Origin of the sequence: Nocardia aurantiaca, from assembly GCF_009708175.1 — a bacterium.
GTDB lineage: Bacteria > Actinomycetota > Actinomycetes > Mycobacteriales > Mycobacteriaceae > Nocardia > Nocardia aurantiaca.
Genome location: NZ_WMBB01000005.1, coordinates 139,318 through 162,566, shown reverse-complemented (window position 1 = coordinate 162,566; position 23,249 = coordinate 139,318). Strand labels below are relative to the sequence as shown.

Sequence of the window (23,249 nt, the reverse complement as noted above, 5' to 3'; positions counted from 1 at the left end):
GCGGGGCGACTGAGGCGGTGAACCTGATGGTCATCACCCCGTGGACCGTGGCGCACCTCGATACCCTGCGCCGCGACATCGACCGCGGCAGATTGACGAACGAGCAAGCGGCGCTGGCCTTCGCCAAGCCGCAGACGCGACGCATCCTGCGCTCGCTGCCGACAGCGATGTGTTCGAAGGGCCCCGGCACGCTGCCGCCGTTCTTCGCCGCGGTCTCCGGACTCAGGCGCGGTCTCCCGCACATGGCGCTCGCCCACCTGAATCTGGCTCTCCCGCAGACGGATCCGGCCCACGGCCTACTCGGCGACATGGCTCGCGTCACGGGGATACCGCTGGCATTGGGGATGTCGCAGGTGATCGACGGGATCGCGCGCCGTCCCGGGGCGCATGCCCCCGACGCCGTCATCGATCCCGCCCGATTCTTCGCCGACCTCGATCGCGTCCTCGAACGGGATACCAGCGCCCCGCTGTACCTGATCGAGCAGGAACCGATGCCCTCGCTCCGATCGGCGTTCAGCCGGGCGTAGCGGTCCCGCCGATCATCGATTCAGCTGCGGGGCAGCGTATTTCGACGTGAATCACGCGCATGGCCGTGATCGCGCCGAGCACTGCCCCGACCACGGTGAGCCCGAACTGGAACCAGCGCCACGACGGCGGCAGCGGCACGAGCACGACCTCATGCCGCCTCGGCGGTTGATCTCAGTGGTCGTGATCATCCTCATCGTGAGGGTGGCCGTGGGCGAGTTCCTCTTCGGCGGCATCACGGATGTCGACGACCTTGACGGCGAAGTGGAGGCGCTGGCCGGCGAGGGGGTGGTTGGCGTCGATGGTGACATCCTGGCCGTCCACCTGACGGACGGTGACGATCTGGGACTCGCCGTCCGGCGCCTCGGCGTGGAATTCCATGCCGGGCTCGATCTCGTCGATACCCTCGAACATGTCGCGGCCCACCGTGCTGACCAGTTCGGGCAGATAGTCGCCGTAACCGTCCTCGGGCTCCACCACGACGACAACCTCGTCGCCGACGGCCTTGCCCTCCAGCGCACGTTCCAGGCCCGGCACGATGTTGTCCGCCCCGTGCAGGTAGATCAGCGGCGCGTCGCCGACGGAAGTGTCCAGCACCTCGCCGTCATCGGCCGTCAAGGTGTATTCGATGGCGACGACCTTGTCAGCGGCGATCGACATGGCGGTAACCCTTTCATTGAGGAGAATGCGGACCGCGCAAATGTATCCCGACAATCCTCGCGCCCCCGACAGGGAGGAGCCTGTCGCGGCCGGCGAAGTCCTGGACGCCGCGACCCGGCCGCGCGGCTCAGCGACTCGCCGATGTGATGGCGATCACATGATCGCGAAAAGGCGTTGTACGACAGATGATTTCGATGCCAACCCCACCCCGGGCAGGTTCGTCCGGGCGGTGCCGACCGGCAGCCGCTGCTAAAACTCCATCGTGCCCGACGCATTTTGGCGTTTCGCTGCCACACTGTCCATGACCGCTGCCGCGGTCCTCGCGCCGGCGACGGCCCTCGCCGATCCGCCCTCGACCTCCGAATGCACGACGACACTGTCGCCCGCCGAGAACGCCGACATCGCCCGACTGTCCGATACGAGCACCCTCGACGACGAGGACGAACTCGCGAGACTTCAGGACGCGGTCGCTCGCGAGCACCGGATCACCGAAATCTTCGAGCGGCACGCCGACCGCCGCGGCACGTTCGCCAGCGGTCTCGATACCGTCGAAGGCGCCGCGGTGATGCCGCTGCAAAGCGACCCGCGGTCGTTCGCCGACCCCGAATACGCGCACCGGATCAGCTTCGACCTGCTCCGCCGTTTCCTCGACAATGTGCACGCCGAATTCAGCGGTGGCACACCGGAACCGCACTGGGCCCACTATTTCGCGCTCGCCGCCGACTGCTCTGCCTCCCCCGCCCGCGTCGCACTCGCCGGATACGACGCCCACCTCGTTGTCGATCTGCCCCGCGCCGTCGCGGAGGCCGGATCGACACCGGCCAATGCCGGCGACTACTTCAAGATCGTCGCCAACATCGCCGAAACCGGCGACCTCATCACCGACCGCACCGACCGGACCTACAACGCGAAAATGGGCCCGCTGTGGCGCTTCTACTTCTTCGGTGAAGGCCTCGATCGTGTACTGGGCAGGGGCGTGGCCACCAAACCCCTGCTCGTCGCCAGCGACCTCGGAGCCAATGTCACCATCTTCGCCAATGGCCTGGCCCTCGAAAACCCCGCGCTGACCCAGGTCACAGCCGCCGAGATCGAACTCGAACACCAAACCGCCGAACACGCCTTCGACATCGTGGCCCAACTCGACGGAATCTGATTCCCACGCAGCACGAAAGCCGCTGCATTGCAGCGGCTTTCGAGGAGAATTGGTGGGCTCAGTGCGCCGAGAGGGTGCTGAGCAGCCCCGCGAGGGGGTTGGAGGCGGAGGAGCCGCTGCCGCCGGCGGGGGTGCAGTCGACGACGCTGACGGTGGTGGACTTGGTGCTGACCACCTCCTGGGTCGCCTTGAGGGTGTGGGAACCGGTGGTGGTGGGCGTCCAGGAGAAGGTGGCCTGGCTGTTGGAGACCTTGGAGCTGCCGACCGACGTGTCGTTGTCGGTCAGGGAGACATCGAACAGGAACGAGGTGGCGGTGACGTCGACGGTGACGGTGTAGGTCTGGTTGACGCAGTACTGGGTGCCACTGACGCTGATTCCAGTGACCAGTGCGCTGGCGTTGGGGGCGGTCAGGGCTGCGACGGCGGCCACGGCGCCGAATGCGGTCGCACCGATTCCGGCCCGGCGGGAATTCTTCATGACTGTGCTCCTCACGTATCGCCCACACGAACGTGAGCGATGAGAAACAATAGTGCTTCACTGTGGCGATCGGAATGGTTTCACGGGAACTTCGACCGCCTGTACAGCCACACCCGGGACGTGAGTTCGCCCGCGGCGGTCCAGGCAATGCCGTCGCCGACGTAAGTCTGCAGGAAGCCGAGCGGGTCAGCCCGGGCCGGGCGGCCGGATGCGCTGGCGCGCAGAACGATTGCCCTGAGGTCATGGGCCCCGGTCGCGTGGGCACCGAGCCGACGCTCGATCATGCAATCATCGAACAGCTTGCCCGCGTGCAGCATTCGTTCCCTCGGCAACCGAGACCGGGATCGAACACTGCACGGGTCGACGGGACGCACGGGCTGAGGAATCAGCTGCGCCTATCCGCCGAGCAGACCCTTGGCGATGTGGGTGACCTGAATTTCATTGCTGCCCGCGTAGATCATGAGCGACTTGGCGTCGCGGGCGAGCTGCTCGACCTTGTACTCGGCCATGTAGCCGTTGCCGCCGAACAACTGCACCGCCTCCATGGCGACCTCGGTGGCCGCGCGCGAGGAGTACAGCTTCATGGCCGAGGCCTCGGCGAGGGACACCTTCTCGCCCGCGGCGGTGCGCTCGATGGCGTTGAACACCATGTTCTGCACATTGATCCGCGCGATCTCCATCTCGGCCAGCTTGAGCTGGATGAGCTGGAACTGGGCGATCTCCTTGCCCCACAGCTTGCGCGACTTCGCGTAATCGACACAGAGCCGGTGGCATTCGTTGATGATGCCCAGCGCCAGCGAGGCGATGCCGATGCGCTCGGCGGCGAAAGACTCCTTGGCACTGTCTTTTCCGTCGCCCTTGGCCGGATTCTCGGTCTCCCCGAGCAGACGGTCCGGGGTGATGCGGACATTGTCGAAGAACAGCTCGCCGGTGGGCGAGGAGTTCATGCCCATCTTCTTGAACGGCGCGCTCTGAGTGAAACCGGGCATGCCCCTGTCGAGCACGAAGGTCAGCACCTTGCGGTCGCGGCGGTCGGTGCCGTCCTCCTCGTCCAGCTTGGCGTAGACGACGGTGACGTCCGCGTACGGGCCGTTGGTGATGAAGGTCTTGCGGCCGTTGAGGATGTAGTCCTCGCCGTCGCGGCGCACGTAGGACTTCATGCCGCCGAAAGCGTCCGAGCCCGAATCGGGTTCGGTGATGGCCCACGCTCCGACCTTCTCGAAGGTGACCAGCTCGGGCAGCCAACGCTTCTTCTGCGCGAGCGTGCCTCGGCTGCGAATGGTGCCGGCGGTCAGCCCGAGACTCACGCCCATCGAGGCCACCAGTCCGAGGCTGATCCCGGCCAGCTCGCTATTGAGAATGACACCCATCGACCCCGACCCGCTGAACCCGCCACCGGACTTGCCCGTGGTCCCGGCCTCTTCCCGGGCAATCGCCTTCTCGAGCCCCTCGCGCGCCATCTCGTCCAGCCCGAAGGTGGCGTACAGCTTCCGAATGATGTCGAACGGCGGCAGCGCACCGCTTTCCAGCTGATCGACGTGTGGCTTGATCTCCTTGTCGATGAAACCCCGCAGCACATCGCGGAACATCAGGTCTTCGTCGGACCACTGGTACATGTACGGAACTCCTGAGGGCTCGCGGAACGGTCAGTCACCCCGAATATAGAACACGTTCTACTTCGGCCGGTGCGAAGATCAGCTCGGGAACTCGGGCGGGCGGGTTGGGGCCGGTGATAGCCGCTGCCCGAGTCGAGGCGAGGATGACGTCCCGGATTCGAGGCAGCGCACCATCGCGTCGTCGACGGTCGCCGAGTTCGCGGTACATCTCGATGGCCTGCTCCAGGATCGTGATCGCCGCCGGGTAATCGGCGGACAGATAGCGCCCTAATCCCAAGTAGCACAGGGCGTTCGCCTCGCCGAGGGCTTCACTCGCGGTCCGATAGCCTATGCGCGCCCGGTCCAGCAGATCCATGCCGGTCACGTAATCGTCGGTGCGCAAGTATGTTTCGCCGAGATTGAACAGAGCGTCGGACTCGGCCACACGGTCGCCGAGAAGGCGGGCGATACCGGCGGCGCGCTCGTGCACCGCGATCGCACTCGCGCGTACGCCGTTCAGGTCGAGCGACTCCGCCAGAACCGCCGTCAACGCATCGTGATTTCCGAAAGCTGTTGCCGGGCCCCATGATCGAGCCAAGCCAACAGGTTATCTTGCTCGACGCGCAGCCATCGGGCCGCCTCCCGCGCGTTCGTGAACACCCGGACCGATGATGGCGGAACATCGACCGGAACGGCCCGTAGGCGAGTTATCCGGGCCAGGCGGCGGCTGGCCCGGAACGCGGTGTGCTCGTAGTACGACAGCAAGCGCGCCTGCGCTCGCTCCCGATCGTCGTCCGCGTCCTCAGCCACCAGAGTGCGCGCGTAGTCGCGCAGTAGATCGTGCAGCCGGAACCGCCCGGCCGCGGTCTCCTCCAGCAGGTGATCCACATACAGGGCACCAAGTTCCCGCCGCGCGACCGGGACCGGGATATTGTCCAGCGCGGCAGCGGCGGGCGCGTCGAAATCGTCGCCCGGATGCAGTCCGAGTCGCCGGAACAGACGCTGCCGACGCGGCGGCAAATCCTGGTATGACAGCGTGAACGCGGCGCGGACCGCACGTTCACCGGCGTCGAGCTCCTCGAGCCGATCCTGAGTGGAGAGGGACTCCACCGCCACATCAGTGAGATTCCAGGTCGGGGGAAGCGGTCGGCGAAGGCGAGTGCGAGGTCGTCAAACCGGGCCCGCGGTGTCACTGAAGTCCGCGAAGAAGGGGTGCCGACCAGGGATTCGTTGCGAGCCTGGAGGAATCGGAGAGCAAAGTCGCGACGGTCCGCGACCGTGGTGTAACGCCGTCGACGACGACCTTGCCCGGCGTCGCCGACATGACGGGACCGCGGACCGTCCGGGCCGGCCCGGGCACCGCGCGGTAGGCCTCGGTGAAGCTCGCGCTGGAGGCGGCCAGAGACACTGCGAAGTAATCGCGGGTCCCTGTGTCGCGTTTGGCGAACGGGCGGGCGGTCGCCCAGGGGTCGGCGGCGGAACTGACCGAGACCGGGACCACGCGGATCATCTGGCGCTGGGCGGTGACGCGGAGTGGCTGCGTGAAGTCCCGGGCATCGGCCGCAGGATTACGCGATGGCCTCGGCACGCGCGGCAACGGTGGCGGCGAGCGTGAAGCCCACGACCGCCGACGCCGCCAGGAACAGCGTCCCGCCCCATGCGGGCATCTGCAGATACGGGTGCCCGGTCGCGCCGAACAGCGACAGCCGTGCGATCCAGGACGGCCAGTCGAACATGGGCACCAGCAGAACCAGCAGGTAGGACGCTCCGAGCGTGATCGACAGCGCCGCAATGGCATAGCGCGGGATCCACATGGCGAGCCAGACCGCGACCGCACCCAGTCCGACTGCGAGCAGGAGCGCGCTCGCGGCCACCCGAATCGTTCCTGCGGCGTCGAGATCGACATCGACGATCCGCGCGCCGATGAACAGTCCGGCGAGCGCGGCGAGGACGACGATCGCGGCGCCGGCGAGCAACGTGATCAACCGCTGTCGAAGCAGCGCGGTGCGGCTCAGAGGAGTGGACAGGACCATGGCGAGTCGGCCCTCCTCACGGTCGCTCACCCAGCCCGCGGCCTGGGTGACGACGAATCCCGCCACTATGGGGGCGGTGAATTCGGAGATGAAGCCCAGATATTGGGTGCCTGCGCTGAAACCGGGGTCGACCTGCAGCATGCGAGTGGTGATGTCGAATTTGTCCCACATATCGATCACTTCGGGTTCCAGCCATGCCATCAGTCCGAGCGCGGCCGCGGCGGACACCGCCCATACCGACAACCCGGTGCGCTCGCGGAGCAGCGTCGCCGACCACAGTCGATTCAGCACCGGGTGCCGCACGCGCACCCTCGAACCGGCAGCCCGTTCGGGCCGCGACCAGAGCGCGCGTCCGACATCGCGGCGTTCGGACAGCCATGCCGCGACGCCCACCAGCAGCGCCGCCCCCAGCAGCAGAGCCGTCAACGACAGCACATCGAAGCCTGCCCCGGGAACCAGCGCCCGGCAGCGCACGAAGTAGTAGAACGGCGATACGAACCGCAGCGCCCCGAACGGCCCGAAACGATCCCACACATTGGTGTAGAGATAGAGCACTACCACGATCAGCGCCGACACCGCACTCGACGATCGGGCGGTGCCGCCGATCTGCCCGATCACCGCGCCGACGCCGTACCCGGCAATGGCGCAGGCCGCCGCGGCGAACGCGATCGCGAACGATCCCGCGACATCGGGCTCGCCACCGAGCATCATCGCCGACGCCAGCCCCGCTCCCAAACCAAGCCCGATAGTTACCGAGACCAGCGCAAATCCTAGGGCGCGGGCGCGGACCAGCTGGGCGCGTGTCCGGCCGGTCGCGAGGATCACCTCGACCGAGTGCCCGGCCTCGGCGGCGCGCACGGCGCCGACACCGTTCACCGCCGCGTAGAGGGTGAGGAACAACACGAAAAGCGTGACGTTATGGTAAGTCAGGTACCCGCCCAGGGTGTCGAGCCGATCGCCCGGCCAGCGCAGCAGGCGCATCGCCTGTACCCCCGCCTGCATGCTTTCGGCCATCCCCTTCGCTCCGCCTTCGAAACGTCCTGCCTCGCTGTGGAATCCGGCGGCGATCGAGACCATGGCGAGTGCGCCGCCCAGGATCCACGCCAGGATGCCACGTCGATGGGCACGGAGCGTGTCAATGGCCAGGCGCGGGCTGGGCGGCAGTTTCGTACTCATGCAGGAACACCTCCTCGAGCGAGAGCTCGCGGCTGTCGAGTTCGACCACGCCGGCGGCACTCAGCGCCTGCAGCAGCGGCCCGATCGAGCCCTGCACCGAGCAGGTGAGCAGCCGCCCATCGCAGCGGGGATCGCCGACACCTGGAATCTCACGCAGCCGCATCGCATCCAACGGCTCGGTCACGATCGCTTCGACGCGATGAATCCGTTTGGCCCGCAACTCGTTCAGCGACCCGACCTTCCAGACCCGGCCGTCGCGGATCAAACCGATGCGGTCGCAGACCGACTCCACCTCCGACAGCACGTGCGAGGACAGCAACACCGTCGCTCCGCCCGCGACCGCCTCGTGCAGCATTTCGTGAAAGACCCTCTGTATCAAAGGATCCAGGCCCAGGGTCGGCTCATCCAGGATCAGCAGTTCGGGCCGATGCATGAACGCCTGGATCAATCCGACCTTCTGCTTGTTGCCGTGCGACAGGTCCTCGTAGCGGCGACCGAGGTCCAGCCGCAGCCGTTCGGCCAGGGCGTGAATGTATCCCTCGTCCACACCGCCGCGCAGACCCGCCAGCAGCCCGATCACATAGCCCGCGGTCACTCGCGGCCACTGCACCAGTTCGCCCGGCAGGTAGCCGACCCGGCGTTTGATCTCGGCACTGTCGGCGTGGGTGTCCAGACCGAAGATGGTCGCATGCCCTCGATCCGGACGCGTGAAATCCATCAGCAGTCGGATCGTGGTCGTCTTCCCGGCCCCGTTGGGACCGATGAACCCGAACGTCTCACCGCGTGCGACAACCAGTTCCACGTCGAATACGCCACGGCCGGAACCGAAATCCTTGGTCAACCCGCTACAGGCCACCACCGGTGCGGCGGCCGGACGAGCCTCGGTCGTGGAAGTCATATCTCATGGTCACGGGGCACCGCCGCGAATCGGCAGGGCATTTCGGCCTCGGCCGGTGAGCACCATGCCACTATCCGTCGGTGCTCGTCGCCACGCCACACCCGCCCTGATCGAGGCCAGCGGCAATAGCTGAATCCGCTGTTGGGCGCCGTGCCGGTGGAAAGTAAGCGCCTAAAGGTCCTCGGACTCCGCACCATCCGAGGGGGGCGGTGCACCGTCGCCGCCTCGGATGGTCCAGAGCAGGCCGTCGAGTTCATCGGGCTTGATGAGGACGTCGCGGGCCTTGGAGCCTTCCGAGGGGCCGACCACTCCCCTGGTTTCCATCAGATCCATGAGCCGGCCCGCCTTGGCGAAGCCGACGCGCAGTTTGCGCTGCAACATGGAGGTGGAACCGAACTGGGAGGTGACCACCAGCTCGATGGCCTGCAACAGCAGGTCAAGATCGTCGCCGATGTCCGGGTCGACGTCCTTCTTCTCGCCGGGCTTTCCGGCCGTGACGCCTTCCTGATAGTCGGGTTCGGCCTGGGTCTTGGCGAAGTCGACGACCCCGGCGATCTCCTCGTCGGAGATGAACGCGCCCTGCAGACGAGTGGGCTTGCTCGCGCCCATGGGCAGGAACAGGCCATCGCCCATGCCGATGAGCTTCTCCGCGCCCGGCTGATCCAGGATGACGCGCGAGTCGGTCAGTGAGGAGGTCGCGAACGCCAGGCGGGACGGGACATTCGTCTTGATCAGACCCGTCACGACGTCCACCGAGGGCCGCTGGGTGGCCAGCACGAGGTGAATGCCTGCCGCACGGGCCTTCTGGGTGATGCGGACGATGGCGTCCTCGACGTCACGCGGCGCGGTCATCATGAGGTCGGCGAGCTCGTCAACGATCGCGAGGATGTACGGGTAGGGGCGGTACATCCTTTCGCTGCCCAGTGGCGCGGTGATCTGGCCGGACTTCACCTTGCGGTTGAAGTCGTCGATGTGCCGGACCTTGTTGGCCTGCATGTCCTGATACCGCTGCTCCATCTCCTCCACCAGCCAGGCCAGCGCCGCCGCGGCCTTCTTCGGCTGGGTGATGATGGGCGTGATCAGATGCGGAATGCCCTCGTAGGGCGTCAATTCCACCATTTTGGGGTCGATGAGGATCATGCGGACCTCATCGGGGGTGGCCCGGCACAGCAGCGAGACCAGCATGGAGTTGACGAAGCTGGACTTACCCGAACCTGTGGAACCCGCCACCAGCAGGTGCGGCATCTTGGCCAGGTTCGCCGCCACGAACTCGCCCTCGATGTTCTTGCCCAGACCGATCACCAGCGGATGGTGGTCGTTGCGGGTGGTCGATGCCTTCAGTACGTCCGCCAGGCGCACCAGTTCGCGGTCGGCGTTCGGCACCTCGATGCCGACGGCCGACTTGCCCGGAATGGGGGCCAGCAGGCGCACATTCTCGGTGGCCACCGCGTAGGCGATATTGCGGGCCAGCGCGGTGATCTTCTCGACCTTCACGCCGGGACCCAACTCCACCTCGTAGCGGGTGACCGTCGGGCCGCGCACGAAACCGGTGACCGCGGCGTCGATCTTGAACTGCACCAGGACCTCGGTGATGGCCTCGATCATGGATTCGTTTGCGGCGCTGCGCTTCTTCGGCGGATCGCCGTCGGTGAGCAGCGACAGCGACGGCAGGGTGTAGTCGCCGTCCACCTCGCGGTCGGTGACGAACTCCAACTGCTGCGGCTCCGGGGGCGGCGGGGTCTGGTCGACGACCTTCGGAGCGGCCTTGCGCGGCTTGGGCTTCGGCTTCTCCTCCGGCAGGGCGATGTCCTTGGCGTCCTGCAGCGGCGGCTCGCCGATGACCTCGGTGGCCGCGTCGGAGCCAGCGAACTCGTCGGTCGGGTAGTTCTCCGACGGGGTGCGGCCGCGGCGCTTGCGCACCTCGGGACGGTGCAGCGGGAAGCCGTCCGCGTCGTAACTGTCCGGGTCATAGAGGCCGCGTTCCTCGGAGTACCTCTCGTATTCGTCACCGCCCGCACCGGTGCCGAAGATCTCCCGCAGGCGGTCGGGCACATCACGCGCCTGGGTGCCGGTGAGCAGCAGCAGGCCGAAACCGATGGCCAGCATCAGCAATGGCACCGCCAGGAAAGCACTCAAACCATCGCGCAGCGGACCGCCCACCACATAGCCGACGAACCCGGCGCCGTGCGCGCGGCCGTGCGCGTCCGTCGGCGAACCCGCGGCCATATGCCACAGGCCCAATAGCGGCAGCCCGGCGAGCAGGCCACCCAACACCAGCCGCGGGCGGATCTCCGGCTGCGGTTCGGTCCGCATCAAAATCACGGCGATGGCCACCGCCACGAACGGCAATGCCGCCGAAGCGGATCCGGCGATCCACCGCACCGCCGTATCCACCCAGTGCCCGACCGGGCCGCCCGCCGACATCCACACGGCCGCCGCGATGACGAAGGCGAAAGCCACCAGCCCCAGCGCGATCCCGTCCCGCCGATGCCCGTGCTCGATGTCTCCCGCCCGGCTGACCGCCCGCGTCGTAGCGCCCAATCCCTTGGCCATCATGGTCCAGCCGCTGATCACACCCCGCCGGACCACCGCGAGCGGTGCGGTATTCGACCCCCGCCGCGGTGCGGGCCGCCGCGCCGGCGCCTTCCGTCCCGTTCCCCCGCGCCCCTTCGTGGGTGTGCGCGGACCGCGTGCGCGGGCCTGTGCAGGAGCCTGCCCCCGCGTGGCCCCCGCTCGCGAACGTGACGTTCCGGTGCGGGCCTTACCTGCCATGCGTCCCAGGCTAGCCGCAACAGCACCACCCGGACCATCCGCAACACCCGGCCCACCCGAATCAGAAACTGTGGCGCAGACAACCGAAAACCCGCACCGACGGCGCGATCACCGACCTCGAGGCGGCCCGAAGCCACCCGTCACGCCATGCCGAGCCCAAGCCCACCCGCGCCGGAAGAACGCGGAGGCCCGCCGCCTGCGGCCCATGCCACGGAGCCGGCGCCGAGGTAGCGGCCTGATCGAGATCTCCTGCGCGGCAATAGGGTACCGAGCATCACGTCCGCGCAAACCACGTCCCACGAACCATGTCCACGCAAACCCGCGTCCGCGGCAAGCGCGTGCTCGAGAACGCGCTCGGCATTCGCCTGCGCCGTTGCCCAGTCGTCAGGCGTGGCGGGTGCGCGTGCGATGGGCGCGGTGGATCAGCGGGCCACGGGGCGGGCGGTGCCGGCGGTCCAGGCGGTGAGTACGGCGTGGAAGTCGGGGATGACGACCGACACCGTGCGCCCGCGCGCACACGCCGGCATGGCCAGCGCCGCCCGCTGTTTGGGTGGAATCGGCACGCCATCGGCCGTCAACTCGACCGGTCCGAGCACCGCCGGTCGCCAAGACATCGCCTACCACCTCATCACCCACGGGCCACCGCCGAGCACGCAAGCTACCGCTCGGCGCGTGATCGTTTCATGACGGGCGTGCGCGCTGCCACTTGCGCCGGGACAGCGATTCCAGCGCCGGGAGATCAGATGCTGCGATCGAGGGCGTGCACCAGAGCCACGTCCTCGGGCGCACCGGTGGCCTCGAGCTCGACGGCATTGCGGCCGAAGGCGTGCAGCAGCAGCTCCGACGGCGGCCCGGCCAGCACCACGGTGCGCTCACCGGCCCGGCGTGCCACGGTGCGGCGGCCGTCCGGGGTGGAGAGCGCGACCGTCACCGGCGATGCGCGATAGGCCATGCGCGCCAAGCGCGTCAGCAGCTTCCAGAGTTGGTTCTCGTCGGCGGCGGACAGGGTGCGCGGTTTCCAGCCAGGAACGCCGCGGCGGACATCCTCATGGTGGACGAACATCTCGGTGGTGTTCATCAGCGAGTCGACCGGGCGCAGGAAGAACGGCGGGCCGCTGCGCACCTCGTCGAGCAGGTCGGCGAACGGGCGCTGGGCAACCTTGCGCTGCACGCTCTCCAGATGGGGCGCGAAGGGCTTCAACAGGATGCCGGGGGCGGCGTCGGGCCGGCGTTCACGGACGATCAAGTGTGCGGCCAGATCTCGCACCGTCCATGCCCCGCACAACGTGGGCGCGTCCGGACCGACCTCGGACATCGCTTGGACCAGGGCCTGGCGCTCCCGTTGAGCCAAAGTCATAAGGGGAACCTTAGTCCGGGATCTCCGATTGCGCACGGGGGCATCCCGCGAGCCACTCGGTCGGCCATAAGGCCCGCCGTCGATCACGATCCCGGCTCCGGTTGTGACAGCGCATCCGGATGCGATGCCCGCCTCGGTGCCGCTCACGAAACACAGATCCGGGTTGGCGTCGACGTTTCCGTATCGGTAGCTTGATCCCTCGGTCCATTGGGTCGTGGACCCGAAAGCACAAGAAGGGCAACAACTTGAAGAAGATCGTCAGCGGCGCAGCCGTGATGGTCGCGGCCGCCGGTTCCCTCCTGGCGGGGACCGCGGCGCCGGCCAATGCCTACCAGGACTACTACTACGGCGCCATCGCGCTGTCGGTGTCCACCGGTCGAATCGGCTACTCCTACGACTACTCCGACAGTCCCTCTGCGCAGAACGCCGCCATGAGCTCGTGCACGCTCGATGACTGCAAGATCGTGGCGCGCTTCGCCAACGGCTGCGGCGCCATCGCCTACTCGGCGCGCGATGGCTACTACACCTTCGGCGCGGCGTCCTCGCGGGTCGCGGCGAAGAACCAGGCGCTGAACCGGAACTCCGGCGACGCCACCATCATTCACTGGAATTGCACTACCGGCTACCAGCTGTAATCCGACGGCGACATTCCAAAGACACGGGGAGAATTTCTTTGAAACACACCATCTTTCGCGCGACCGCCGCGCTGATGCTGGCCACGTCGGCCTTCGGTCTGGTGGCCTGCAGCAAGTCCGATGACAGCACCAAGGCCGCGTCCACCACCTCGGCCGCCGCCCCGTCCGGCAAGTTCGACGGCAATACCGAGGGCGACGGCAAGCTCACCGGCGCGGCCCCCGCGCCCACCACCGTCGCCGACCTGCCCAAGCCGAGCGTGCAGGACCTGAACGACAAGGTCACCAAGGCGTTCGACCCGTCCATCGACTCCAAGACCAAGACCGGCTGGATCGAAGACGCCGCTCTGGATCCCCAGCTGGCTCAGAAGCTGGTCGACGCCGCCAAGGCCAACAACGTGAAGGTCAAGATCACCAACGTCGGTGACCCCAAGGACGGCAAGCTCAAGGCCGACGCCGACGTCACCATCGATGGCAAGCCGGTCCAGAACGCCACCGTCTCCTTCGTCGCCGACGGCACCGAATGGAAGATCGACCACAACTACGCGTGCAGCATCGTCAAGGCCGCCAAGCTCGATTCGGCCGCCTGCCAGGACAAGTAGAGAACCCTTGTAGCCCCGCCTCTGGCGGAGATGTCGCGCCCCGACAGCACATGCTGTCGGGGCGGCCTGTTTCATGGCTCCACCCGCCGCCTCTGTCACCGGTATCGCCCGGTGGCGGCGCGGCCGGCAGCTCGCAAGGACCGCGGCCCGCGTATTCCGACGGCGCGGGTCTGCGGCCACTTCTCCGGCGGCGAGACTGGCTGCCGGAGAAGCGAATCACCCCGACAGCCGGAGCGATTCGCTTTGTGCTGCTGAACCTTTCGCGACCTAGACGCCGATGACCGTGGGAACGATCATGGGGCGGCGGCGGTAGGTTTCGGCGACCCAGCGGCCGACCACGCGGCGGACCGCCTGGGCGATGCGGTGAGTGTCGGTGACGCCCTCGACGGCCAGGCGGTGGAGTTCGCTCTCGACGAGCTCCTGCGCGCCGGAGAGGGCCTCGGGGTCGTCGGAGAAGCCCCGGCCGCTCACCTCCGGTGTGCTGACTGCCTTTCCTGTGGCCGAGTCGACGGCGACATTGATGGAGACGAAGCCGCCCTCACCGAGAACCAGGCGGTCGGAGAGGGTGGACTCGCCGACATCGCCGACCGACAGACCGTCGACATAGACCTGGCCGACCGGCACGCGGCCGGTGACGGAGGCGATACCGTCCACCAGGTCCACCACCACGCCGTTCTCCGCCAGGATGACCCGTTCCTCGGGAACGCCCGTGGCCACCGCGAGCGCGCCGTTGGCGCGCAGGTGCCGCCACTCGCCGTGCACCGGCATGGCATTGGTGGGGCGGACCGCGTTGTAGAGGTAGAGCAGCTCACCGGCCGAAGCGTGGCCGGAGACATGGACTTTCGCGTTCTGTTGGGTGACGACCGTCGCGCCCAGCCGGACCAGGCCGTTCACGACCGCGAAGACCGCGTTCTCGTTGCCGGGGATCAGCGAGGAGGCCAGCACCACCAGATCGTCCGGGCGGATGTTGATCTGGCGGTGGTCGCCGCGCGCCATGCGCGACAGCGCCGACAGCGGCTCGCCCTGCGAGCCGGTGGAGATCAGCACCAGCTTGTGCACCGGCAGGTTGGCGGCCTGGTCCAGATCGACCACCAGAGCGTCCGGGATGTCCAGGTAGCCGAGGTCCTGCGCGATCTGCATATTGCGGACCATGGACCGGCCCACGAAACACACCCGGCGGTCGTAGCGCTGCGCGACGTCCACCACCTGCTGAATGCGGTGCACGTGCGAGGCGAAGGAGGCCACGATGACCCGGCCCTTGGCCTTGCCGATGACATTGTCGAGCACGGGGCCGATCTCACGCTCGGGCGTCACGAAGCCCGGCACCTCGGCATTGGTGGAGTCGACCAGGAACAGGTCCACGCCCTCGTCACCGAGGCGCGAGAAACCGGCGAGGTCGGTCAGGCGACCGTCGAGCGGCAGCTGGTCGAGCTTGATGTCACCGGTGTGCAGCGCGATGCCCGCGGGGGTGCGGATGGACACCGCGATGGCGTCCGGGATCGAGTGGTTGACCGCGAAGTACTCGCAGTCGAAGGCGCCGTGCCGGGTACGCTCACCCTCGGTGACCTCGACAAGGTTGGGCTGCAACCGATGTTCGCGGCATTTGGCCGCCACCAGCGCCAGCGTGAACTTCGCGCCGATGACCGGAATGTCGCGTCGCAGGCGCAGCAGGAACGGCACCGCGCCGATGTGATCCTCGTGACCGTGGGTGAGGATAACCGCGACGATATCGTCCATGCGGTTCTCGATCGGACCGAAGTCGGGCAGGATCAGGTCGACGCCGGGCTGCTGATCCTCCGGGAACAGCACACCGCAGTCGACGATGAGCAGTTTGCCGTCGTACTCGAAAACGGTCATGTTGCGGCCGATTTCACCGATGCCGCCGAGCGCGAACACCCGCAGGCCGCCCTTGGGGGCCTTGGGCGGGGTGCCGAGCGCATGCGGGTCGTGCGGCCGCAGGGCCGGCTCGCGATCGCGGCCGCCCTGGCGGGACCGGCCGCCGCGGCGGGTGCGGTCACCGCGCGAGCGGGAATCGTCCTGGCGCGAGCGCGAAGCGTCCTCGGCCGGCCTGGTCTGCGCGGTCCTACGCTCCGACGCGCCGGCGCGGCCACGGCCGCCACGCTCCCGAACCGGTTCGGCCGCAGCCGATTCCGCGCGAGCGCTCACCGACTCCTGCTGGGCGGCAGCGGAACTCGCGGTCTCGACGGCGGGCTCCGCCGCAGCCGCGGTCGGAGCGGGCTGCACCGGAGTCTCCGGAGCCGGGGTCGGGGCGCCGGCGGCGCGGCTGGCAGTGCGGCGCGGGCGACGAACGGGGCCGGTCATGCAAGCACCCCGGCCGCGCGCAGGTCCCGGGCGAGTTCGTCGAGTTGTTCCGGGGACGGCATGAGTTGCGGCAGTCGCGGCTCCCCGGTCTCGATGCCGAGCAGGCGCAGCGACCCCTTGGTCATAGCGACACCGCCGAGGCGGGCCATGGCCCGGTTCAGCGGGGCCATGCTCACATTGATCTCACGGGCCCGCCGCACGTCACCAGCGCGATAGGCGTCGATCAGAGCGCGCAGGCGGTCCGGCACGAGATGGCCGATGACGCTGATGAATCCGGTCGCGCCCACCGACAGCCACGGCAGGTTGAGCACATCGTCACCGGAGTAGAAGGACAGTCCGGTCTCGGCGATCAGCTCGGCGCCGGCGCCCAGGTCGCCCTTGGCGTCCTTGACCGCGACGATGCGCGGATGTTCGGCGAGCCGGCGAATGGTGTCGGTGGCGATGGGAACCACCGAGCGCGGCGGAATGTCGTAGAGGGTGACCGGGAGGTCGGTCGCGTTCGCGACGGCGGTGAAGTGGGCGAACAGACCGTCCTGGCTGGGACGCGAGTAGTACGGGGTGACGACCAGCAGACCGTGCGCGCCCGCGCGCTGGGCATTGCGGGCCAGCTCGATGCTGTGGGCGGTGTCGTAGGTGCCGGCGCCCGCGATGACGGTGGCGCGGTCGCCCACGGCGTCGACGACGGCGTGCAGCAGATCGAACTTCTCGGACTCGGTGGTGGTCGGCGACTCGCCGGTGGTGCCCGAGATGGCGAGCAGATCGACGCCGCCGTCGATCAGGCGGGCGGCCAGCGCGACACCGGCATCGACGTCGAGCTTGCCTTCGGCGGTAAAGGGGGTCACCATCGCGACACCTACTGTGCCGGACGCGCGCAGCTCGGTTTGCGTCGATTCACCGTTCGTCATAGTCAGAAGGCTACAGCGTCGCCCGAACGGGATTTGCATCGTTATACCCGAACCGTGCCCGGCGCGATGACGATTCGCGTCAAGCGCCCATTTCTGGCGTCGAAAGCTTCCTTGAATGGCGTCAGATTTGACGCCACACTGGTGTCATGGATCTGAATAAGTACACCGCCCAGCTACGCGAGAACCTGATTGCCGCCGCGGCTCTCGGCGATGAGAAAACCCAGGCTACGGCCGCGGCCCTGGCCGCCGCCACCGAGAATTCCGCCCGGCTGGTGTTGCTGGCCGCGCTCTCCGAGCTGGCCGCGGAGGTGAACGCCACCCTCCCCGATCGCACGGTCCACGTGTCGGTCGACGGGACCGACGCCCACGTCGATGTGCGCAAGACCGCAGCCGAGGAGGACCACCCGACCTTCGAGGAGGTCACCGGCGATATCAGCCGCGTCACCCTGCGCCTGGTCGAGCAGATCAAGGCGCGTGCCGAAGAGGCGGCCGCGCAGAGCGGGCAGTCGCTGAACTCCTGGCTGTCCACCACCGTCCAGTCCGCGCTGCGCGATCAGATGAAGAAGGGCGGCCCGGGTCGTTGCGACACCCCCTGACCCTGTCAGTCGGTGATGGTGGTGACCTTGCCGTCGGTGTCGATCTCGGTGCGGCGGTCCTGGTCGGGGGCGGTGGCCAGAACCGTGGCCAGCACGTGACGGCCCAGCGGCAGCACGCGCACGGTGATGCGACCCGAGTTGATGGCGTCGAGTTCCCTTGTGGCGGCATCGATTACGCGTTTACGCACCCATTCGGGGACGCCCGAGAAACCACCGTCGTCCAGGAGCACGACCTCCACCCCGCGGGCCCGCGCACCGCGCGCCGCGCCGCTGAGCTCATCGGTGACCAGCTGGGGCGCGCGCAACCCGTCGCGGAGTTCGGCTTCCAGCAACCGGCATTCCTCGCGTTCGGAGGCGGTCAGCTCCGCACCGTCGGCGATGCGTTCCAGGATCGGACGGGCGACCCGGTCCAGCCGCGCGAGCTGGCGGGTGCGTTCGCCGTCGGCGGCGGCCATGGTGGCCTCGGCGGCGGCGCGCATCATGGCATCCTCGCGCAGGACGCGCAGGGAACGCTGCATGGGACGCATGACCGCGGTGAAGACCGAGATGGCGCTGACCGTGCCGACGGGGACGAGTGAGCCGACCAGGGTGGCGGGTTGCAGGTGCGAGCCCAGTCCGAGCGTCACCAGCACGACCGCGACGGCGATGACGCCCACCCACGCGGCGCGAATGCGCCCGCGCAGCACCAGCACCGCGAGCACATAGGACGAGGCGAAGGCCGACCACACCGTGTCGTTCGGGAGTTCATGGGTGGGGGTCATGACCGTCAGGGCGGTGGCGACCGCCGGTGCGGCGACCGCGTACAGGGCCACCGGAACCGGGAGCGGATCCACCGGAATCGCGGTCACCAGTGCGCCCGCGCTGAGCATGAGCACCAGGCTCACGAACGCCGCCCAGGGCGGTGTCTGGCCGAAATTGCGCATCATGTACAGCGCGATGACGGCTTCCAGGATGAGCAGGAACAGCCAGGCGGCGCTGCCGCGCAGGCCGAGCAGGTCGCGCAGCCCGAACCGGGGCTCGAGATCGAGCGCGGAGTTGTCAGCGGGAACCATCGCCACCCCACACCAGGGTCACGGTGGTGCCTTCGCCCCGCTGGGATTCCACGAACGCCGAGCCGCCCGCCAGCTGGCGCATGCGGCCCAGAATGCTCATGGAGATGCCGAGGCGGTCTGCGGAGACGGCGGCGAGGTCGAAACCCGCGCCGTCATCGGTGAAGACGATGCGGATGCTGCCCGCGCTGACCGTGGCGGTGACGGTGCGCCGTACCTCCCGGCCCGGAACCGCGGCGTGGCGCAGGCTGTTTCGCACGGCCTCGGTGAGGGCGGCGGCGATCGTGCTGGCCGAGTGCACGGGCATGCGCAGGTCGTCGTAGCCGGGCCAGGTGCGGGTGGCGAACCGGATGCTCGGATTGATCTCGTGCACGGCGGCGCGAAGGAACAGCACTGCCGAGCGGGCGTCGAGCAGATCGGGATCTCGTTGCGCGCCGCGACATTCGTCGAGCTGCTCGAGGGTGCGTTCGGCCTGGCGTTGCAGCACATCGGATTTGGTGCCCGCGCGGGACGCCTCGAGCAGCGTGGAGAGCACGGCGTCGTGGATGAGGGCGGCGAAGCGGGCACGTTCGCGATCGCGGGAATGCGCGGCGGCCTGGGAGGCGGCGCGGCGGCTGGCGATGGCGGATTCGCGGTCGACGCGGGCCGCGGCGCCGGTGGCGGCGGTGCCGCACCAGACGAACAGGGCCGCCAAACCCGCTGAGCGCAGGAAGTTCTCGGTGACGTGCTGCGGAGTGACCGCGCTGACCGTGTACACCGTGGCGAGGGCGGCCGAGGTCGCAGCGGTCAGCAGGTAGACGACGGTCACCCGGCTGGTCCAGGCCAGCACGGCCGCGGTCACCGCCAGCGCGGTCACGCGGAACGGCCACACGGTGGTGGCATCGACGGTGTGCAGTTTCAGCCCGAACGGGATGGAGGCGAGCGCACCGAGGAAACTCATGGCGGCGCAACCGCAGACGAAACGAATGGCCCGCGGGCCGGACACCGCCGACACCACGGCGATGATCGGGTACCACCCGAAGGCCAGCACCACCGCCGCCACCGTCCACCAGGCCGGTGCGTACCGGCCCTGCTCGGCGACCTCCGGCAGCTCGACACCGCCGACGATGATGCCGGCGATGCCGATCGAGATGCCCAGCCGTCGCATGATGCGGTCGTAGGCGGCGGTGGCCGGATCCTCTTGCATGATGAGGCGGTCGCGCAAGCGTTGGGTGAACGCCGCGAGGGAGGGCATCGGCCGGGATGCGGCCGGGGCATCGAGGGCGCCGGAGGCGGTCATGTCCGCGGATTCCGCTCGGGAACGGGCAGCCACCCGTCCTCGACGGCCCGCTTGTACAGATCGGTCTTGGTGGGGGCAGGGCGGCCGGCGTCGGCGTACTTCTGCCGGATACGACCCAGATAGTCGTTGACGGTCTGCTCGGACAGGCCGGTCATGCGGGCGACCCGCGATGCCTTCTCCCCCGAGGCGTACAGCTGCAGCACCTGCTGCTGACGCGGGCTCAACCCGACATCCGACAGCTGCGGGTCACCGTCGATCGCGGCGGCCCAGTCGGTGGTCACCACCTGTTCGCCGTGCGCGGCCCGGCGCACCGCCGCGACCACCGTCGGCATGTCCTCGGACTTGCGGACCACACCCAACACGCCCGCCCGAGCGGCCGACCGCACCAGGAACGGATTGTCCGCCCCGGTGAACACCAGCACCTCGATCCCCCGCGCCCGCAGCGCCCGCACATTGTCTTCGGGCGAGGACCCGTCCGCGAGCCGCAGATCCAGCACCACCAGATCCAATCGTGGCCCTGCCGATAGCAATTCCGCCACGGTGCCCGCAGTGATCACCAACTCCAGATCGGCCTCGGGAGCCAACATGGCCGACAACCCGATCGCCACCGACTCATGGTCCTCGACCAGCCCGATCCGGCGTATCCCCGACTCTTGCGCCTCCACGGCGGCCGTCACCTCTTCCCACACTCCAAAGCGACGTTCCCCGAGAACGCCCTCTCGAGTATGACCGCCACCCCGCCGAATGTGTCAGCCACCAGAATTCGGGGGAACCAGACTCTCACCCCATGAGCCGCGCCGCGACCGTAGCCCCAAGCTCCCAGCACCGCTCGATATCCGCCTTCTCCGGTTTCCCCGAGACGATCACCGGCGCCGCCACCTTCTCCCACCCGAGCCCGGTAGTGGCCCCCTCCACACTTCGCTGGGCCCCCTCGGTCCCCTGATTCCCATGGATGTACAGCCCATAGGGCCGGCCCTCGGTCGAATCCAGGCACGGGTAATAGAAGGTGTCGAACGCGTGCTTGAGCGCCCCACTCATGTATCCGAGATTCGCGGGCGTCCCAAGCAGATACCCGTCCGCCTCGAGCACATCGCTGGCAGTGACCCCCAGCGCCGCCCGCCGCACGACATCAACCCCCTCGATCTCTGGATCCGTAGCCCCCGCCACCACGGCCTCGAACATCTCCTGCATGAACGGCGACGGCGTGTGATGAATGATCAACAGAGTCGGCACCCCCCGAGCCTAACCCGCCCTCACCCGCCGAACCGGCCGCTCATCCAGGTGGCGGCAGCCTTGTCTTGCCGGCGTCGGAGACGTCGTTGACCAAAGCCAGAATTCGTCCGAAGGCCCCTGCTTTTCGAGGAGTTCACGTCTCCTACGCACGGACGTGACTCGAGGACGGGAGGGTGGGCGGGATCGCGCGGTGGTGAACGGGCCGCAACATCGGGTTGAACGTCGGGATGGGTTGCGGGTGGGGCGGTGTCGGGTCGACGGGGCCGGGCCTCGGCGATTGGCGGTGGCGGGTGAGGGCGGATGAGGCGGCGGTTGGCACCGCAGTGTTCGCTGCGCCTTCACCATTGTTTGCGGTACCATTCCGGCACGATCGAAACACGTTCCAGCGAAACGCATCTCGTAGGTCGACGTGTCTCACGCGTGTGCGCTGAATGTTTTCTCGAAGTGGGAGTGCCGCTGGCGAACCGACGACGGCGTCGACGTATCCCATCGCGAGGCAAGTGGATACGTGCCGCTGGCGTTCCAGCAGCAAGATGGGACCTTTCTCGATCCTGGGTGATCGTTGCGCCGAGGCTCGTGGAGACGGTCGCATACCGTCCGTTCATGGGAGCTACACCTTGGTAACTTATGTTTTCCGAGCGCGTGTGGGTTCGGAGTCAGATGCTCACCACGCGGTGAGGGATGAGGGCGCATGAGATTGCATTCGCCCGAGTTCGCAGCCGATCCCCATACCGCGTACGACCGGATGCGGAGCCGGTACGGTCCGCTCGTCCCCGTGGAAGTGGCGCAGGGGGTTTCGGCGACCCTGGTGATCGGATACCGCGCGGCACTGCGCATTTTGAGTGATCCGGACCGGTTTCCCGCCGATTCGCGAGGATGGCAGTCGAGTCTTCCCGAGCATTGCCCCGTCCTGCCGCTCATGGAGTGGGGCACGGTGGGATCCGGGGCGGAGAACGAACACCGCACACGCTATCGGCCCGCGTACCTCGAGACACTGCGAGCTGTCGATCTCTTCAAGTTGCGTCGCGAGGTCGAGGCCGTCGCGGTGCCGTTGATCAACGAATTCTGCAGTGCGGGACAGGCCGATCTGCTCGACCAGTACGCGGTGCCGCTGACCATGCGGGTGGTCAACAGCGTGCTCGGCCTGTCGCAGGAGATGGGCGAGCGGGTATTCGTCGCGATGGCCGCCCTGCGCGACGCGCCCGACGCGGAGACCTCGGACCGGCGCAACCAGAGCTGGAACGAGATCCTGCGCGAGGCCGTTGCCACCAAGCGGCGCGATCCCGGCCCGGACGTGATCTCACGGCTCGTTTCCCATCCGGCCGGGCTCGACGATACCGAGATCGTCGCGCAGCTCGCGGTCCTCTATGCCCGAGGCGGTGAACCCACCTGGAATCTGATCGTCAACACGGTGCTGTTGATGCTGACGGACAGGCAGTTCCACGATGACCTGCTCGCCGGCGCGCTGACCGTGCGGGACGCGATCGACGAGGTGTTGTTCGCCAATCCCCCATTGGCCAATTCGTGCGCTCGCTATCCCCGTCAACCCCAGGCGGTCGAGAATGCGTGGCTGCCGGTCGACCAACCGGTGATCATCAGTTCGACCGGGTGCAATTCCGATCCCGCGGTGGCGGGCGACCGCACCGGCAACCGCTCTCATCTGGCCTGGGGGGCCGGATCACGCTCGTGCCCGGCCCAATCCGTGGCCATGGTCATCGTGCAGGAGGCACTCGACCAACTTCTCGACGCGCTACCCGATTTCGAATTGGCCATGCCGACAGACCAGCTCGAATGGCGGACGAGCGCGTTCCACCGCGCACCCGTGTCGGTGCCGGTGATCTTCCCGCCCGCCCTGCCGTTGGCCGTTCCGTGAAGAAGATGAGGCCCAGGCGAATTCACCGCAGATGCGAGCCCGTGAAGAGGCCCCTCTTCTCGACCGATGACATCCGGGCACGGCGAGACCGTGCGGACTGGGACGACGAAA

Annotated in this window: 23 protein-coding genes and 1 pseudogene; 6 read left to right on the top strand and 18 right to left on the bottom strand. The window is 67.9% G+C overall.

Translation table 11 applies throughout. The annotated features are described in order from the left end of the window. Positions 1-11 precede the first annotated feature (11 nt). Positions 12-527: pseudogene (locus tag GLP40_RS11900) on the top strand (saccharopine dehydrogenase); the annotation flags it as partial. Here the strand turns inward: GLP40_RS11900 and GLP40_RS11895 are convergent. Then, positions 514-672: a hypothetical protein gene (locus GLP40_RS11895; RefSeq protein ID WP_154787941.1), complete on the bottom strand. Its 159-nt coding sequence runs from the start codon at positions 670-672 to the stop codon at positions 514-516. The pseudogene GLP40_RS11900 and the gene GLP40_RS11895 sit on opposite strands and share 14 nt — an antisense overlap. A gap of 27 nt (positions 673-699) precedes the next feature. Further along, positions 700-1,185 carry an FKBP-type peptidyl-prolyl cis-trans isomerase gene (locus tag GLP40_RS11890; protein ID WP_154787940.1) on the bottom strand — a complete coding sequence of 162 codons (486 nt, stop codon included), beginning with the start codon at positions 1,183-1,185 and terminating at the stop codon, positions 700-702. Between the two features lie 262 nt (positions 1,186-1,447). On the opposite strand from GLP40_RS11890, the gene GLP40_RS11885 reads away from it, so the two are divergent. Continuing rightward, complete coding sequence (locus GLP40_RS11885; RefSeq protein WP_328290032.1) at positions 1,448-2,338, top strand: DUF5995 family protein; 891 nt, start codon at positions 1,448-1,450, stop codon at positions 2,336-2,338. 58 nt (positions 2,339-2,396) lie between these two features. On the opposite strand, the gene GLP40_RS11880 is transcribed toward GLP40_RS11885, so the two are convergent. The 10 genes from GLP40_RS11880 to GLP40_RS11835 form a co-directional block, all read right to left on the bottom strand. Continuing rightward, positions 2,397-2,816, bottom strand: a complete 420-nt coding sequence (locus tag GLP40_RS11880; RefSeq protein ID WP_154787939.1) for a hypothetical protein — start codon at positions 2,814-2,816, stop codon at positions 2,397-2,399. An 80-nt stretch (positions 2,817-2,896) separates the two neighbouring features. Then, positions 2,897-3,133: a hypothetical protein gene (locus tag GLP40_RS11875; protein WP_154787938.1), complete on the bottom strand. Its 237-nt coding sequence runs from the start codon at positions 3,131-3,133 to the stop codon at positions 2,897-2,899. A gap of 78 nt (positions 3,134-3,211) precedes the next feature. After that, entirely contained in the window at positions 3,212-4,432 is a 1,221-nt protein-coding gene (locus tag GLP40_RS11870) for an acyl-CoA dehydrogenase family protein (RefSeq protein ID WP_154787937.1), read from the bottom strand. 34 nt (positions 4,433-4,466) lie between these two features. After that, the gene (locus GLP40_RS11865; RefSeq protein WP_154787936.1) at positions 4,467-4,961 is read right to left on the bottom strand and encodes a tetratricopeptide repeat protein; all 495 of its coding nucleotides are present in this window, start codon (positions 4,959-4,961) and stop codon (positions 4,467-4,469) included. Then, positions 4,958-5,527, bottom strand: a complete 570-nt coding sequence (locus tag GLP40_RS11860; protein WP_154787935.1) for a hypothetical protein — start codon at positions 5,525-5,527, stop codon at positions 4,958-4,960. The genes GLP40_RS11865 and GLP40_RS11860 overlap by 4 nt, the downstream gene beginning before the upstream one ends. A 452-nt stretch (positions 5,528-5,979) precedes the next feature. Next, positions 5,980-7,620, bottom strand: a complete 1,641-nt coding sequence (locus GLP40_RS11855; RefSeq protein WP_154787934.1) for an ABC transporter permease subunit — start codon at positions 7,618-7,620, stop codon at positions 5,980-5,982. Then, positions 7,580-8,518, bottom strand: coding sequence for an ABC transporter ATP-binding protein (locus GLP40_RS11850; protein WP_154787933.1), 939 nt, complete (start codon positions 8,516-8,518; stop codon positions 7,580-7,582). Before GLP40_RS11850 ends, GLP40_RS11855 begins: the two co-directional genes overlap by 41 nt. 171 nt (positions 8,519-8,689) lie before the next feature. Beyond that, on the bottom strand, positions 8,690-11,290 hold the full coding sequence (locus GLP40_RS11845) for a DNA translocase FtsK (protein WP_154787932.1): 2,601 nt from the start codon (positions 11,288-11,290) through the stop codon (positions 8,690-8,692). A 422-nt stretch (positions 11,291-11,712) separates the two neighbouring features. Next, on the bottom strand, positions 11,713-11,904 hold the full coding sequence (locus tag GLP40_RS11840) for a hypothetical protein (protein WP_154787931.1): 192 nt from the start codon (positions 11,902-11,904) through the stop codon (positions 11,713-11,715). Between the two features lie 125 nt (positions 11,905-12,029). Further along, complete coding sequence (locus tag GLP40_RS11835; RefSeq protein WP_154787930.1) at positions 12,030-12,647, bottom strand: TIGR03085 family metal-binding protein; 618 nt, start codon at positions 12,645-12,647, stop codon at positions 12,030-12,032. Between the two features lie 245 nt (positions 12,648-12,892). Here GLP40_RS11835 and GLP40_RS11830 point away from each other — a divergent pair, with 245 nt between their 5' ends. Both GLP40_RS11830 and GLP40_RS11825 read left to right on the top strand, forming a co-directional pair. Beyond that, entirely contained in the window at positions 12,893-13,282 is a 390-nt protein-coding gene (locus GLP40_RS11830) for a DUF4189 domain-containing protein (RefSeq protein WP_230329487.1), read from the top strand. Positions 13,283-13,320: 38 nt separating this feature from the next. After that, positions 13,321-13,881 (top strand): hypothetical protein, encoded by a 561-nt coding sequence (locus GLP40_RS11825; RefSeq protein ID WP_154787929.1) that lies wholly within the window; start codon positions 13,321-13,323, stop codon positions 13,879-13,881. A gap of 267 nt (positions 13,882-14,148) precedes the next feature. Here the strand turns inward: GLP40_RS11825 and GLP40_RS11820 are convergent, their stop codons facing one another. Both GLP40_RS11820 and dapA read right to left on the bottom strand, forming a co-directional pair. Next, positions 14,149-16,203 carry a ribonuclease J gene (locus GLP40_RS11820; protein WP_154787928.1) on the bottom strand — a complete coding sequence of 685 codons (2,055 nt, stop codon included), beginning with the start codon at positions 16,201-16,203 and terminating at the stop codon, positions 14,149-14,151. Next, positions 16,200-17,108, bottom strand: coding sequence for a 4-hydroxy-tetrahydrodipicolinate synthase (gene dapA / locus GLP40_RS11815; protein ID WP_154787927.1), 909 nt, complete (start codon positions 17,106-17,108; stop codon positions 16,200-16,202). The genes GLP40_RS11820 and dapA overlap by 4 nt, the downstream gene beginning before the upstream one ends. Positions 17,109-17,254: 146 nt before the next feature. On the opposite strand from dapA, the gene GLP40_RS11810 reads away from it, so the two are divergent. Beyond that, on the top strand, positions 17,255-17,704 hold the full coding sequence (locus GLP40_RS11810) for a hypothetical protein (protein WP_154787926.1): 450 nt from the start codon (positions 17,255-17,257) through the stop codon (positions 17,702-17,704). 5 nt (positions 17,705-17,709) lie between these two features. On the opposite strand, the gene GLP40_RS11805 is transcribed toward GLP40_RS11810, so the two are convergent. The 4 genes from GLP40_RS11805 to GLP40_RS11790 all read right to left on the bottom strand — a co-directional run bounded on the left by GLP40_RS11805 (position 17,710) and on the right by GLP40_RS11790 (position 21,265). Continuing rightward, positions 17,710-18,756, bottom strand: a complete 1,047-nt coding sequence (locus GLP40_RS11805; RefSeq protein ID WP_154787925.1) for a hypothetical protein — start codon at positions 18,754-18,756, stop codon at positions 17,710-17,712. Then, the gene (locus GLP40_RS11800) at positions 18,743-20,032 is read right to left on the bottom strand and encodes a sensor histidine kinase (protein WP_154787924.1); all 1,290 of its coding nucleotides are present in this window, start codon (positions 20,030-20,032) and stop codon (positions 18,743-18,745) included. Before GLP40_RS11800 ends, GLP40_RS11805 begins: the two co-directional genes overlap by 14 nt. Then, a complete protein-coding gene (locus tag GLP40_RS11795) occupies positions 20,029-20,709 on the bottom strand; it encodes a response regulator transcription factor (protein ID WP_328290031.1) in 681 nt (226 codons plus the stop codon). The genes GLP40_RS11800 and GLP40_RS11795 overlap by 4 nt, the downstream gene beginning before the upstream one ends. A gap of 103 nt (positions 20,710-20,812) precedes the next feature. Then, entirely contained in the window at positions 20,813-21,265 is a 453-nt protein-coding gene (locus GLP40_RS11790) for a flavodoxin family protein (RefSeq protein ID WP_328290030.1), read from the bottom strand. 691 nt (positions 21,266-21,956) lie between these two features. Here GLP40_RS11790 and GLP40_RS11785 point away from each other — a divergent pair. Beyond that, positions 21,957-23,138: a cytochrome P450 family protein gene (locus tag GLP40_RS11785; protein WP_154787923.1), complete on the top strand. Its 1,182-nt coding sequence runs from the start codon at positions 21,957-21,959 to the stop codon at positions 23,136-23,138. The last annotated feature ends 111 nt before the right edge of the window (positions 23,139-23,249 follow it).

Coding starts and splice junctions, on each gene's coding strand:
- GLP40_RS11840 (WP_154787931.1), bottom strand. CDS start 11,904: ATGTCTTGGCGACCGGCGGTGCTCGGACCGGTCGAGTTGACGGCCGAT.
- GLP40_RS11855 (WP_154787934.1), bottom strand. CDS start 7,620: ATGAGTACGAAACTGCCGCCCAGCCCGCGCCTGGCCATTGACACGCTC.
- GLP40_RS11890 (WP_154787940.1), bottom strand. CDS start 1,185: ATGTCGATCGCCGCTGACAAGGTCGTCGCCATCGAATACACCTTGACG.
- GLP40_RS11845 (WP_154787932.1), bottom strand. CDS start 11,290: ATGGCAGGTAAGGCCCGCACCGGAACGTCACGTTCGCGAGCGGGGGCC.
- GLP40_RS11880 (WP_154787939.1), bottom strand. CDS start 2,816: ATGAAGAATTCCCGCCGGGCCGGAATCGGTGCGACCGCATTCGGCGCC.
- GLP40_RS11805 (WP_154787925.1), bottom strand. CDS start 18,756: ATGGTTCCCGCTGACAACTCCGCGCTCGATCTCGAGCCCCGGTTCGGG.
- GLP40_RS11835 (WP_154787930.1), bottom strand. CDS start 12,647: ATGACTTTGGCTCAACGGGAGCGCCAGGCCCTGGTCCAAGCGATGTCC.
- GLP40_RS11800 (WP_154787924.1), bottom strand. CDS start 20,032: ATGACCGCCTCCGGCGCCCTCGATGCCCCGGCCGCATCCCGGCCGATG.
- dapA (WP_154787927.1), bottom strand. CDS start 17,108: ATGACGAACGGTGAATCGACGCAAACCGAGCTGCGCGCGTCCGGCACA.
- GLP40_RS11810 (WP_154787926.1), top strand. CDS start 17,255: ATGGATCTGAATAAGTACACCGCCCAGCTACGCGAGAACCTGATTGCC.
- GLP40_RS11870 (WP_154787937.1), bottom strand. CDS start 4,432: ATGTACCAGTGGTCCGACGAAGACCTGATGTTCCGCGATGTGCTGCGG.
- GLP40_RS11875 (WP_154787938.1), bottom strand. CDS start 3,133: ATGCTGCACGCGGGCAAGCTGTTCGATGATTGCATGATCGAGCGTCGG.
- GLP40_RS11850 (WP_154787933.1), bottom strand. CDS start 8,518: ATGACTTCCACGACCGAGGCTCGTCCGGCCGCCGCACCGGTGGTGGCC.
- GLP40_RS11820 (WP_154787928.1), bottom strand. CDS start 16,203: ATGACCGGCCCCGTTCGTCGCCCGCGCCGCACTGCCAGCCGCGCCGCC.
- GLP40_RS11785 (WP_154787923.1), top strand. CDS start 21,957: ATGAGATTGCATTCGCCCGAGTTCGCAGCCGATCCCCATACCGCGTAC.